At 60.6% G+C, this 11663-nt stretch carries 18 protein-coding genes and 2 pseudogenes; 3 read left to right on the top strand and 17 right to left on the bottom strand.

The genetic code is table 11. The annotated features are described in order from the left end of the window. Window positions 1–15: 15 nt before the first annotated feature. From IPI01_17540 to mraZ, 8 genes and pseudogenes are all read right to left on the bottom strand, one after another. Entirely contained in the window at window positions 16–261 is a 246-nt protein-coding gene (locus tag IPI01_17540) for a hypothetical protein (protein MBK7259567.1), read from the bottom strand. After that, window positions 258–398, bottom strand: coding sequence for a hypothetical protein (locus tag IPI01_17535; protein MBK7259566.1), 141 nt, complete (start codon window positions 396–398; stop codon window positions 258–260). The genes IPI01_17540 and IPI01_17535 overlap by 4 nt, the downstream gene beginning before the upstream one ends. A gap of 36 nt (window positions 399–434) precedes the next feature. Next, window positions 435–716 (bottom strand): hypothetical protein, encoded by a 282-nt coding sequence (locus IPI01_17530; GenBank protein MBK7259565.1) that lies wholly within the window; start codon window positions 714–716, stop codon window positions 435–437. Window positions 717–822: 106 nt separating this feature from the next. Then, window positions 823–1101: a hypothetical protein gene (locus IPI01_17525; GenBank protein MBK7259564.1), complete on the bottom strand. Its 279-nt coding sequence runs from the start codon at window positions 1099–1101 to the stop codon at window positions 823–825. Between the two features lie 318 nt (window positions 1102–1419). After that, a complete protein-coding gene (locus tag IPI01_17520) occupies window positions 1420–1866 on the bottom strand; it encodes a hypothetical protein (GenBank protein MBK7259563.1) in 447 nt (148 codons plus the stop codon). A gap of 22 nt (window positions 1867–1888) precedes the next feature. Beyond that, entirely contained in the window at window positions 1889–2221 is a 333-nt protein-coding gene (gene mraW, locus IPI01_17515) for a 16S rRNA (cytosine(1402)-N(4))-methyltransferase (protein MBK7259562.1), read from the bottom strand. Next, window positions 2128–2835, bottom strand: a complete 708-nt coding sequence (gene rsmH / locus IPI01_17510; protein MBK7259561.1) for a 16S rRNA (cytosine(1402)-N(4))-methyltransferase RsmH — start codon at window positions 2833–2835, stop codon at window positions 2128–2130. Before rsmH ends, mraW begins: the two co-directional genes overlap by 94 nt. Before the next feature lie 3 nt (window positions 2836–2838). Continuing rightward, window positions 2839–3284, bottom strand: a pseudogene (gene mraZ / locus IPI01_17505) (division/cell wall cluster transcriptional repressor MraZ). A gap of 946 nt (window positions 3285–4230) precedes the next feature. On the opposite strand from mraZ, the gene IPI01_17500 reads away from it, so the two are divergent. Then, window positions 4231–4668, top strand: coding sequence for a hypothetical protein (locus tag IPI01_17500; protein ID MBK7259560.1), 438 nt, complete (start codon window positions 4231–4233; stop codon window positions 4666–4668). Between the two features lie 6 nt (window positions 4669–4674). Here the strand turns inward: IPI01_17500 and IPI01_17495 are convergent, their stop codons facing one another. From IPI01_17495 to IPI01_17485, 3 genes are all read right to left on the bottom strand, one after another. Continuing rightward, on the bottom strand, window positions 4675–5736 hold the full coding sequence (locus IPI01_17495; protein MBK7259559.1) for a T9SS type A sorting domain-containing protein: 1062 nt from the start codon (window positions 5734–5736) through the stop codon (window positions 4675–4677). Window positions 5737–6169: 433 nt separating this feature from the next. Then, window positions 6170–6505, bottom strand: coding sequence for a hypothetical protein (locus IPI01_17490; protein MBK7259558.1), 336 nt, complete (start codon window positions 6503–6505; stop codon window positions 6170–6172). Between the two features lie 167 nt (window positions 6506–6672). Next, on the bottom strand, window positions 6673–6855 hold the full coding sequence (locus tag IPI01_17485; protein ID MBK7259557.1) for a hypothetical protein: 183 nt from the start codon (window positions 6853–6855) through the stop codon (window positions 6673–6675). 380 nt (window positions 6856–7235) lie between these two features. On the opposite strand from IPI01_17485, the gene IPI01_17480 reads away from it, so the two are divergent. Next, a complete protein-coding gene (locus tag IPI01_17480) occupies window positions 7236–7682 on the top strand; it encodes a nuclear transport factor 2 family protein (GenBank protein MBK7259556.1) in 447 nt (148 codons plus the stop codon). 25 nt (window positions 7683–7707) lie between these two features. Here IPI01_17480 and IPI01_17475 read toward each other — a convergent pair whose 3' ends face one another. Beyond that, window positions 7708–7968 carry a hypothetical protein gene (locus IPI01_17475; GenBank protein MBK7259555.1) on the bottom strand — a complete coding sequence of 87 codons (261 nt, stop codon included), beginning with the start codon at window positions 7966–7968 and terminating at the stop codon, window positions 7708–7710. A gap of 319 nt (window positions 7969–8287) precedes the next feature. Between IPI01_17475 and IPI01_17470 the strand changes: the two genes are divergently transcribed. After that, a complete protein-coding gene (locus IPI01_17470; protein ID MBK7259554.1) occupies window positions 8288–8437 on the top strand; it encodes a hypothetical protein in 150 nt (49 codons plus the stop codon). Between the two features lie 30 nt (window positions 8438–8467). Here the strand turns inward: IPI01_17470 and IPI01_17465 are convergent, their stop codons facing one another. The 5 genes and pseudogenes from IPI01_17465 to IPI01_17445 form a co-directional block, all read right to left on the bottom strand. After that, on the bottom strand, window positions 8468–8680 hold the full coding sequence (locus IPI01_17465; GenBank protein ID MBK7259553.1) for a hypothetical protein: 213 nt from the start codon (window positions 8678–8680) through the stop codon (window positions 8468–8470). A 22-nt stretch (window positions 8681–8702) separates the two neighbouring features. Continuing rightward, the gene (locus IPI01_17460) at window positions 8703–9056 is read right to left on the bottom strand and encodes a hypothetical protein (protein MBK7259552.1); all 354 of its coding nucleotides are present in this window, start codon (window positions 9054–9056) and stop codon (window positions 8703–8705) included. An 18-nt stretch (window positions 9057–9074) separates the two neighbouring features. Beyond that, entirely contained in the window at window positions 9075–9677 is a 603-nt protein-coding gene (locus IPI01_17455) for a sigma-70 family RNA polymerase sigma factor (GenBank protein MBK7259551.1), read from the bottom strand. An 84-nt stretch (window positions 9678–9761) separates the two neighbouring features. Then, complete coding sequence (locus IPI01_17450) at window positions 9762–10025, bottom strand: hypothetical protein (GenBank protein ID MBK7259550.1); 264 nt, start codon at window positions 10023–10025, stop codon at window positions 9762–9764. Window positions 10026–10030: 5 nt separating this feature from the next. Beyond that, window positions 10031–11622, bottom strand: a pseudogene (locus IPI01_17445) (glycoside hydrolase). Window positions 11623–11663: the final 41 nt, after the last annotated feature.

The following is an 11663-nucleotide window of genomic DNA, read 5'->3' as shown; positions in this document are numbered from 1 at the left end:
CCGTTTCCTCGGACATCACACGCCGCACGACCGATGGTTGCACGATGGGTATTCATCTCGCCGTTCATCCGGGACCTTCCGCACCACGAAGGGCTTCAACAGGACGCCCTTGTTGGCGAGGGCTGCATACGCCATCACCAATTGCAGCGGCGTCACGACGCCATACCCGGCAGGCCATCGTCCGGAGCGTTGCACCGGACCAATCGACCGGCCTTGGCAGCGCGCCGGGGTTTCCTGCCCGGGGAGTTCGATGCCGCTCAGGGTCCCGAACCCGAAGCGCCGCCGTCTCGAACATCGTCTGTGCGTCGATCCGCGGCGAGCTTGGCCATCACGACATTGCTGGACTGCTCCACGGCCTGGCGGAACGTCACGGTGCCGAGCGGATGCGTGTCCGTCACCGGGATCGTTCGTCCGGCACCGGTCAGGGCGTTAGCCTACCGTCCCTTCTCTCCGTTGAAGAGTTCCTCCGGCTTCACAACACCTTTTTCGAGCGCCGCGGTGGCCGTAACGATCTTGAAGACGGAGCCCGGTTCGAACATGTCCGTGATCGACCGGTTGCGCAGCGTCGCCTGGTCGAGTGTCGCCGTATTGTTCGGGTCCACACGCGGTACATGCGCCAGCGCAAGGATCTCGCCGGTGGACGGGTCCACCATCACCACGAGCCCGGCCTCGGCCCGCATCTTCGCCACGCCCCTGGCGAGTTCTTCTTCTGCCACCTGCTGATACTGGCGTCGATCGTCAGTTCGAGATTGAGCCCGTCCTCCGGATCGATGCGCGGATACTCGGCCGAAGCGCGCGTGCGGTTGGGTGCGTCGCGCTGCATCATGACGCTGCCAGGCTCGCCCCGAGCCACCGGTCGTACTGCATCTCGAGTCCTTTGAGGCCCGTGTGCTCCACACCGGTCACACCCAGGAGCTGTCCGGCGACATGCTCGTAATGATAGATGCGCCGTGGTTCGTTCATCACGATCAGCCCGCGCAGTTCGGCGACCGGCACCTTCGCTGCACGCGAGGGCCTCGACATTGCCGTTCGAGGACGACGAACCGCTTCTGCCGGATCGCGCATCAGGTCGAGATACACCTGCTTCGGCCGCTTGAACACCGCGCAAGGGCGATCGCGATATCATCCTGTTCACTTCCGGCGACCTTCGGGTCGGCGCAGAACGACACGGACGTGGCGTTCGAGACCACACCTTGGCGTTGCGGTCCATGATGGCTCGCGTGCCGCGAAGCACGATGGGTGCTTCGTATTGCTTCCGGGCGATCTCCCGGAACTCCGACGCCCGGACCAGCTGGATATGTAGCAGGCGCAGGGCACGTATGACAAAGAGCAGGAGCAGACCGATCTTGATGCCGAGCGGCCGCCGGCGGTGACGCTCGAGCGGCACCAGGCCTGTCTTAAGCCCGGCAGGCTGGCCGATCACTGCTGGAACTCCCCACGCACTTCCTCGGCGCGGTCTTTCAGATCCGACGGTACTTCGAACACCTGTGGTTGCTCGCGGGGGTATTGCATCCCGAGCTTCTCGACGGCGATGCGTCCGACACGTTCGAGCGACGACTTGTTCACTTCGGCCTGCAGCGCAGCATTGAGATCCAGCTGCCGCTGCCTCTGCGCCGCAGTCCGTTGCTCACCCGTCAGCTCATCCACCGCGATCGTGTTGATATAGAGGACGACCAGGATCCGCGAGGGCGAAGAGCCGACGATGAAATTGAACGTCGACATCCGCTTGCGCACGCCGTGCTTGTTCTGGCGCACTGCGTAGCCGGACACATTGCCGGTGCCCGTGCCGCTGCTGCTTCCCGTGCCGGAGCCGGTGCCCTGCTGTCCGCCTCCGTACACGTACCGGTTCTCCCGGGTCGGTTCCATCGGCGGCGGCGGTGCATTCCGCTTAATGTGATGCCTGCGTTCCCACATATCGTCGTTCGGCGGCACGCATCTTTGCGCTGCGTGCCCTCGGATTGTCGCTGATCTCCTGCTCTGTCGGTACGACCGGCTTGCGGGTGATGAGGCGGAACTCCGGCTCGGGTTCCTCTCCCGGCATCACCGGCACATCACGGTCGAACGGAACCGTGGACACCGCACGGAAGAATTCCTTCACGATACGGTCTTCGAGAGAATGGTACGAGATCACCACGATCCGGCCACCCGGTGCGAGCAGGTCGCGGGCATCTGCGAGGACAGCCCTGGGGCTGTCGAGTTCCCATTCACTTTCGATGCGCAGCGCCTGAAGACGCGCGCAAGTGACTTGTTCAAAAATCGGTCCGGCGTGAACGCCGCCACCACATCGCGGAGCTCGCCGGTGGTATGCACCGGGCGGTGGCCCACGATCGACCGTGCGATGCGGCGCGCATTCTGTTCCTCGCCGTACTGATAGATCACATCGGCGAGTCTGCGCTCGTCGTACGTGTTCACAATATCCCACGCGCTGAGCGGCTGACGCCGGTCCATGCGCATATCCAAACGCTCATCGCCGCGGAACGTGAACCCGCGTTCCACAGCATCGATCTGATGCGACGAGATGCCCAGATCCAGGAGTATCCCGCTGGCGCCGGTCCACCCCGCTTCCTGCATCGCTGCGCGGAGGAACCGGAAGTTGGTCCGGACGAACGTCGTGCGGTCCGCGAATCCCGCAAGCCGGGACCGGGCAGAGGCAAGTGCTTCGTCGTCCGCATCGAGACAGAGCAGACGGCCGGGGCCCTGGAGGTGGGAGCAGATCTCCCACGCGTGTCCTCCTCCTCCGACCGTTCCGTCGACAAATGATCCCCCGGTATCGGCCATCAGCAGGTCAACTGCTTCCCGGCACAGGGCCGGGGTGTGATAGGCCGTTCCGTTCACTCGCTATGTTTTTTGCAGAACGGTTTGTGCGACGGACTCGTAGCTCTGGGCCTGAGTCTTCAGGTACTGTTCGTACTGCTGCGGGTTCCAGATCTCGATGTGCTCGAGCACACCGATGATCAGAACCTCGTTCTCTATCCTGCGAACTGAAGGAGTTCTTTCGGAATGGAAATGCGGAACTGGCCGTCGAGCTGCGACTCTGTCGCACGCTCGAGCAGCACACGCATGAAGAAACGGTGTTGCGCATTCGTCGGCGACAATTGACGGATGCTTTCCTCGAGTTTGTTCCACTCATCGAGCGGATACACGAACAGGCATTGCTCGAAGCCCCGTGTGATGACGAATGTATCATTCGCCTCGCTCGAGACGTACTTGCGCAGCCGGGCGGGGATGTTCACGCGCCCTTTGCTGTCGGCAGAGTATGCGTACGATCCTTTGAAGGACGACACCTGATGCTCCGTTCGGAGTGGAACAGTTGGAGAATGGGATAGTGGTGCGGGCGCGACTCGTCACCCGCGAGAGGGAAGCTACGGTTCCCAACGATTACCCACTTTTACCCACGCTAGGAACCTAAGATACGGAATTGAGGCTGAAAGTCAAGTGATACTTGCGCGATACGCGCTGTTTTGGGGGATTCTGCGGGTGGGTGGTTTCGCCATAACGGATGCAAAAAGGGTAGATTCCCCACTTTGATTATCCATGATCCATGGACAACGGATAATGAGAAGCGCTGGAACCTGCTTGCGGGGGTGGGGGAAACCCGAATTCACGATCGGCGATCGCCGGGCCCCCGCGATTCCGTATCCATGTGTAGGGGCGGTGCATGCACCGCCCCCCACGATGACCGGCACCGCCGGTGCGACTACCGGGACCGCCCCTGCCACGGTCCGCACCTCGTGTTCTCCATCGTTCGGCAGGCGCACATCGAGGTCCATCGTGTCGTTCATACATCATGCCATCTCGAGTACCTGTTTTAGCCAGGACTGGTGGATCGGAGATCAACGGCCGTCGGGGATCGTGTATCCATTTGTAGGGGCGGTGCATGCACCGCCCTGCACCGGCCGGCACCGCCATTCATAGCGCCAGCAAGCGGCATTGACAATCCATCACTGCTGCTCTATATTGAAGGCGGTGTGTACCACTAATGATATGGGGGAAAATGACATGGCCTCGTCCACAACTCATCTGCTTCACTCCCTGGTCCCGCTGTTCCGCCTTGCATCCCTGGGGATCCTGGTCCTTTCCGCCGGCTGCAAAGATGACCCGGCAGCGCCAACCGGAGGTACTCCTGAGCCCCCCTCGCCCTCTGTCGCCAGAATGGAGTTCCCTTCGACCGTGGGGACCGTTATTGATTACACCTATTGGTATGAGGAAGGAAATATGTATTGGGGGACCATGACCGCAAGGACGGAATCGCGGGGGACGCGCTCATGGCAGGTCACGGGTGTCACGGGTGACTCTACGGCCGGCACGGTGACTGTCCTGGTGACCGGCAGGGACACCGTGATCACACAGAAGAACACCCCGGATATGGTCCATCCGGGAGCAATTGATACGGCCATCGTTACGGTATCCACGACGTTCATCACCTCGTATACCGCGGACACGATGAGGGTCGATCTGGCGGCACTCTTCAAGACCGGCCAGAGCTCGTACGGGATATTCCGTCGGGCGTACCAGCAACTGCCGGATTCAGTCCGCGTCGGCGGTGATGGATACGTCGCGCCCTACGCGGTGTACCAGCACCGGAATGGATTGATCAAGTACTTCTACGCCCATTCCTCTTTCATGTACATCAAGAGCGAACGACTTTCGTTCGTGTCCCGGCACTAGAGGGCGTCACCGCACCAACGCCATCTTCACCGTTTGCCGCGCACCGCTGTTGAACTGCACGATACAATAGTAGACGCCCGATGCGTGGCCCGGAAGTTCGATCGTCTCGGCGTGCTCCCCGGCGGCCTGTCTCCCCACGGCACGGTACACCTCCCTCCCCAGCACATCCGTCACACGGAGATCCACCTCACCTGCCGAGGGCAACTCATACCGGACCGTCGTGCTCGGGTTGAATGGGTTGGGATAGTTCTGCAAGAGAATGAACCTCTCCGGCACAATGAACCGGTGGCCCGGGACCGCAGTGAGCAGGTCCACGCGCCGGAAGACCCGCCCCCGACCATCCAACAGCCATCCGCACGTCGGGGATATCATGCAGAGATCCACCAGGCAATCGTTTATGGAGATGTACGGACCGACCGTGTACGTCGAATCCAAAGGATCCAGGGTCCGCGCGGTCATGCTCGCACTTTGCGGCACCGAGAATACGGTCAGGTCACGGAACAGCGCACCCATGCTCCATACAGGAATGGAGACCGCCCTATCGAGGACAGCATTGTATGCGAACGATTCGGGCCTCGGATATTCGTCCCCCCGACTATAGCTAAAATAGCTCAACTCGGCGCTCATGAACTGGCCCTCGCTGAAGGTCAGGTCGGGCGGCGAGACCATGGTCGAACAGGTCTTCCCGAAGTCCGCGCTGCGGACGATCATGCCGTCTCCTACCATCCCTCCAAAACCCGAACAGAAGATCATCCGGTCCGCCGAGAGGATGCCGAAGTCCTTCGTTTTTCGGAGTCTGCCATCCGGAAGACTATCCACCCGCCACGTGGTGCCCAGATCGGTCGATGTGCACAGCCACACCTCACCCCATTCACGCCCCAACGCAACATATCCGATCAGGGATCTGTTGAGCAGCGAGACCAGACTGTTGAATCGCTTGCCCGCAGCTGCCAACGAGGAGATCCAGCTCTGCCCGCGGTCCGTTGTGCGCAGGAGCTGCGACACGCCATTCAGCCCTGACCCCGCATCGACCGCTACCACCCCGGTGTCTCCTCCGAGCCATTTCATCGAACGTACGGCTCCCGGAGTCTCCCACCATGTGCGGACCCCGCCAGGTCTGCCCTCCGTCCGTGGTCAGCGAGAAGTACCGGTCCGGCGACATCAACCATCCGTGCAACGAGTCAGAGAAGTCAATGAACGAGTAGGCCATCCCCGGCGATGCCGGAACGGCAAGCTGTCTCCAGACGCCGGTGCCTGTCTGTGCTTCGATACCCGCGAAAGGCGCCAGGAAGAGGAGGAGGATCGTTGCGAGCGGCCGGGAGATCGGAGTTTTCATATACGCGTCCCTCGTCAAAGACATTACCCAAGTCCGCATGTGCGGATCCAAAACGAATTCGGAGCTTTGTTTGTAGCAAAGTGCGTGAGGGCGCCTTTTTCCATCTCTCATCCCGCCTGTCTGCGGTGAGGGAGCAGCGTGCGGTGAGTGGGTACGATCACGCCGTTAGATCTCCACTTGCGATGTGCTTCCCGTCCATGACATGAGGGTCCGATACATCATCATGAACCGCGTGTCTCCCGGGGGACAGCCCAAATAGAGCTCGCCGAGCATCTCCCTGAACCGGAGCAGTTCCTTGGTCCGGGACTTCCACTTCGGGTCCGTTGTGCAGAGATCCAGAAGTTCGAACGCACGCTCAAAACACTGCTGCACTTCATCAGGGAGTCCGGCATGCAGGAGATTCTTCGCACGGGCGAATTCGCTGCCGATCATCAGGATCTGTCGTTCGACCGGGTAGCGACCCCATTTTTCGGGATCCATGGACTTGTGCCAGATGGTCATGCGATCTCCACCCATGCACGGACGATCGCATGGACCGCATCGCGCACACTTTCCAGTTGGATCTCCATTCCACGGTTCTCAAGGGCCGGGCGGATATTGATCAGCGAGATGTATTCGATCCGCGGCGGCTGTGCCCAGGGCCAGAGGTTCCCCCCCCAAATGTCAACCTAACTTGATCCTGTGCTCAGGAGTACCTCTTCCGAATCGGCGTACATTTCTCCGCCCAGGGCGATCTTCCGCAGACTGACGTCCACGGTGAACTTGATCATGTTCTCAAACGGAGCGTTTCTGAAGCGTTCCAGGTCGGGGACCTTCAACCGGCTGGTCGGAATGAGGATCTGTGAGTCCATGCAGTGTCCCCGGAATACGCTGTGTCCTGATGCCTGGTTGCTCGGGTGATGAGGAGCGATGGCACAGCTGCACATGGCAGCCTGCCGTATCGCAATGTACACCCGTGGTCCATTGGATGCAAGGGGAGTTCAGGCGGCAACTATGGCGTTCGCGGGTTCGCATGCGTTGAAGCCAGCGAGCGTGCACAGTGCAGGGCCCGAAGCCCACGTCGATGGGTGGTTACTTCAGATTCTTCCGGCGACCTGCGCTTGCGTTTTGACGCCGGCGGACGCGATCCACGCGGAGTGGTGAGAAATGAACGTCTCAAACCGCTTGCTTGCATCCTTCCACAATGGCGGTTACATTGGACGGTTCCCTCCCTTACAGAAGGAGTTGCCCCATGAGGTTCCTGACAGCCACGTGCCTATTGCTCGCCCTCACAGGCTGTACACACACGCCCTCCCTGGAAGAGGCAAAGGCCCTTATTCACCTGCAGAACGAGAAACTCCATACTGTTGCCGCGACGAAGAACCTCGCGCTCCTGCGCGAGGTGTACGCTGAGGATGCATGGTTCATGGCACCCGGCCTCGCACCCGTCCACGGACGCGACAGCATCATCGCTCTCTGGGGCGATGGACTCGAGAAGATCGTTTCTCTGCATTCGGAATCCCTTGAGATCAGTGGCACACCGGACGTTCTGTACGAGATCGGTGTCGTCCGGAACGTGATCAGAACCGACACACCGGACTCGGTGGTCGTGCACAAAGCGAAGTATACCAACGTCTGGAAGCGCGACGCCGCCGGGGTCTACCGGCTGACCGTCGATATCTTCAACCGCGTCGATTGACCTCCCCGCTGACGGGGAATACGGATCAGGCGGCCTTGCGCTGGACGCGCTGCACACCCTGGATGCGCCGGATCTTCCGGCAGGTCTTGCAGATCCCCTTGTACGAGGCATAGAAGTCCTCCGGGTTCCGCGTCCCGCAATACCTGCATTCATGCGTGTCGGCGAACCGCCGGTGAGCGGTTTCCGGGCTCCCATGGCGCCGGTGCCTCTGATAATGTTTCCAGCACATCCCCCGCGCGATCACATCGCTCTCGCACTCGTGTACCCCGCACCTGTCATGTTCCATCGCTCTCGTATCCCGTCGTCTATGGTCATAATAGAAAAACCCTCCGGCGTTTTCGCCGGAGGGTTCGGTGGTACAACATTCGTTATGATCTTAGATCATGCCGTCCCGTCCTGTGCGAAAACGTGGCCTGCCACCACGCACTGCTGCTGGGGTTGATGCTGCTGCGCGCGCTGCAGATGACACAGGATCTGATGTCGGACGTGTTTCATGTATATACTATAGAATTTTTTCGCTACTGAGTCAAGCCTTCCCGCAGAAGGAGCTGCCAGCGATTCTGCATTGTCAAACACCCCGACCCGGCCGCACGGATGCCCCTGCGGTGACCCTGATGCTTGGGTCGCCACGGCTCACTCCATCGATGCGCGGTGCGACGAGCAACCTCCGGTTACACCGCGTGATCGTCGTGCATGCCGGAGGCGAGTCCTTCCAGTTCCATCCAAGTGCGGATGCGATCCCTCTTGTATCCTGACGGAACTCCGGACCTTCTGAACTGACATGGCTAGAGCAATTCTTCGCATTCAAATCCCACGGAGGCCACGAGCTCCGTGATCTCCGCAGGGTCTGTCCCCTCCGCTTCCACACGCAGCACCTTGTCCCGGTCGCCGTAGTCGATGGTCCAACGAGCTACACTCTGGTGATGGTCCAGGCGCTTGGCCACCGGGTGCGCGGTCTGTGCCGAGAAAATGTTCGTTCGGAATACGAAGATGTCCATACTATTCCCCATGTTCTGCTGATCACTCGCCGGCGGCAGGCTGTTCCTTGCCGCCATCGTCCCAGGGGTAGCACCGGTGGTGCCACTGGCCCCTGAACTTCTCACGCTCCTCGGGCGTCATCGCTGCCAGCTTCGCCTCGAACTTCTTACGCCAGTTGTCATGCCGCCACCCGCCGAACCTGGCGCCCGGCCCGCGGAACAGGATATGCGAAAGCACAAGAAGTCCCACCGCCTGCCAGAATGTGATCACCGGCCCATGGAACAGTTCGGGTATCAATGCATTCCACAGTCCCATCACCACGAACCCCACCACGAGACCGATCACCGCTCCGATCATAAGTCCTTTGAGTATGCGTACCGCCCACCATGTTTTCATATCATCCCTCGTTTGGTATTACGCCATGTCAATATCGTCGTAGACATCCTGTAACCGCTCGCGCAGATAGAGCACCGCATAGCGCTTGCGGGAGATCAGGGTATTCACCGGTTCGCCCGTCAGCGCGGCGATCTCTTTGAACGGTCGTCCTTCGAGTTCGTGCCACACAAAGACGTCGCGTTGTTTTTGCGGCATCTCCTCCAGGGCCTCCTCCAGCGCGTCGCGGATGAGCGAGCGAACCAGTTCATTCTCCGGCGTCCCGGCCGGGTCGGGCAGCACATCCTCCAGATTCAGCGGGAGGAGTTCATCGTTCGGGTCGCGTGGCATGGAAACATGCCGCTTCTTCCGGTACCAATCGGTGATACGGTTCCGGGCAACAGTGAAGAGCCATGCCGCCATCTTGTCGATCGGTTCGGTCACACTCCAGCTTGCCACAAGCTGCATGAAGACATCCTGGAGGATATCCTCCGCATCCTCATCGGTGCGCACGCGCCGGCGGATGAACTCCAGCAGCCGCGGGCGATGCGCCTCAACCGTGCTGCCGAGCTGTGCTGCCGTACCTGTATGTGGAAGTGCTGTTTCCGCGTTCGCCTCTGCCCGGGAAGTGGCCTTGTTCGCCAGCGTTGGTATTGTGGTAGACGTATATGCCGATAGGATATTGTGCGGATCGGAAGAACTTCAGATATCAAGAACCCGTCCGGGGGTTCATCCCACCCGCAACTTCCGCAAGTGGACATACGCCACGGCAAGCATGAACGACGCGAACGCGAACGACATCACCATCGGGCCAACCTCGACCGCCATGCCGAATGCAGGCTTCCCGAGTTCATTCAACCCGAGCGGGAAGATCACGAAGAACCCGAGGATCATCAGGGCCGGACCCATCAGGATACCCAGGGGAAACTTCCGCAGGGCCATCACCGCGGTGATGAAGAACGCGGGCATGATCAGAATGAAGAAGATCGCCAAGGCACTCAGGACCTGATGAGCCGCAGGAGGAACACATCGTTCTCGCGGAGTTCGAGCTGCTTCGATAGCACGCCGTTCGCTCCGATGGTCACCAACTCGCGCTTCAACGGCGCACCGTCGTTCAGGGCCGTGATGGTCTCCACCTGCGCGCGCGTGAGCTGTGCCGGACGGCCCATGGACAGATAGGTGGAGTAGGCATCGTTCACGCGGTACCCGATCTGCGAGAGTTCGAGCGTATACGATCCCGCGGGGACGCCGGTGAGCTCGATGCGGACCTTCCCCTTCGGCTTTGCCGGAAGATCGCGCAGATAGTACACCTGATCATTCACCGAGTCGCCCGGATGGGTGTTCGTGAAGTCCCAGAGGAGCAGTTGCACGCCGCCATCCGCGCTCCGCGTAACCCAGGACGTGCTGTCCGTGGTGGCGAGTTCGGTCCCGCCGAGTTTGTTCATGAAGGCGAACGCGTGATACGCAGGCTTGGCGATCCCCTGGTAGTTGAGCAGTCCGAAGCCTCCATGGAACGGCGTCGTACGCGGGCCGGGTTCCTCGAAGATATCGGTGAAGGTCCAGTAGGACATCGACTGCATGGCCGTCTGGCTTTCCTGATGCGGTCGAGGATATACGCCGCCTCGTGGTATGAATCGTGGATCGGGTCGGCGGGCGTGTACGATGAACTCCATTCGGTGTAGTGCAGTTCGAGGTCCGGCATGGGCGACGCAGTGATCTCGGTACGCGAGCGGAGGATGTCGCGGCTCACGCTCCACGGGTCCTTGTCCAGGACCGTGCCATTCTGTCCGTACTCATCCACGTACCCCGCCTTCACGCCATAGGAATGCGTGCTCACGAAATCCAGCGGGAGCCTGGTGGTGTGCGCGAAGGTGATCATCTCCGGCACCCATGCAGCGCCTGCGGTCGCGGGTCCACCCACGCGGTAGGCCCTATTCACGCTCTTGATCGCTTCCGCGCTGTGCCGGTACAGGGTGAAGTACTCCTGCTGTGTTCCCGCCCAGAAGATGTCCAGGTTCGGCTCGTTCCAGACTTCGAAGTACCAGCTCTTCACCTCTTCGGCGCCATAGCGGTCGGTCACGTGCTGCGTCAGTGCGCGGACGAGTCCCGCCCATTTCGAATAGTCCTTCGGGGGCGTCACATTCCCGCGCCACCAGAAGATCGTCTTCGTGCCGCTGGCCAGCGCGTTCGGCATGAATCCCAGTTCGACGAACGGTTTCATCCCGATGCTCAGGATGTAGTCGAAGAGGACGTCCATGTACTGGAAGTTGTAGATGGGGTTCCCCTTCGCGTCTTCGAAGTAGATCCCCATATCGTCCGCGAGGAGGCCGTGGAAGCGGATGTAGCGGAAGCCGCATTCTGTGTGCGCCCGCGCGAGCTGCTGTTGCCAGTCGGCACGCAGTCCTTCATTGGCGCGACCTGCGCCGACGCAGGCATTGAACATCGTATTGAGGGGGCCGCGCACGGCATTGTAGTCCACCGCGATCACGCGGTCGGCAGAGGGGGGCTTCTTCTGTGCGTGTACGGAAACGGTCGCAGCGACGAGGCAGCAGAGCGTCACAGCGAGGAGGTGACCGGTGGTCAGGTGCATGTTCGTATTCTCTCTGTCAGAGTATCGATGGTGCTTCGCCT

The sequence above is a fragment of the Ignavibacteriota bacterium genome (assembly GCA_016707525.1).
In the GTDB taxonomy this organism is placed as follows: Bacteria; Bacteroidota; Ignavibacteria; order UBA10030; family UBA6906; genus JAGDMK01.
This window is presented reverse-complemented; position numbering and strand designations above follow the sequence as displayed.

Coding starts and splice junctions, on each gene's coding strand:
- IPI01_17460 (MBK7259552.1), bottom strand. CDS start 9,056: ATGAAAACATGGTGGGCGGTACGCATACTCAAAGGACTTATGATCGGA.
- IPI01_17490 (MBK7259558.1), bottom strand. CDS start 6,505: ATGACCATCTGGCACAAGTCCATGGATCCCGAAAAATGGGGTCGCTAC.
- IPI01_17500 (MBK7259560.1), top strand. CDS start 4,231: ATGACCGCAAGGACGGAATCGCGGGGGACGCGCTCATGGCAGGTCACG.
- IPI01_17465 (MBK7259553.1), bottom strand. CDS start 8,680: ATGGACATCTTCGTATTCCGAACGAACATTTTCTCGGCACAGACCGCG.
- IPI01_17495 (MBK7259559.1), bottom strand. CDS start 5,736: ATGAAATGGCTCGGAGGAGACACCGGGGTGGTAGCGGTCGATGCGGGG.
- IPI01_17520 (MBK7259563.1), bottom strand. CDS start 1,866: ATGGAACCGACCCGGGAGAACCGGTACGTGTACGGAGGCGGACAGCAG.
- IPI01_17475 (MBK7259555.1), bottom strand. CDS start 7,968: ATGGAACATGACAGGTGCGGGGTACACGAGTGCGAGAGCGATGTGATC.
- IPI01_17480 (MBK7259556.1), top strand. CDS start 7,236: ATGAGGTTCCTGACAGCCACGTGCCTATTGCTCGCCCTCACAGGCTGT.
- IPI01_17485 (MBK7259557.1), bottom strand. CDS start 6,855: ATGGACTCACAGATCCTCATTCCGACCAGCCGGTTGAAGGTCCCCGAC.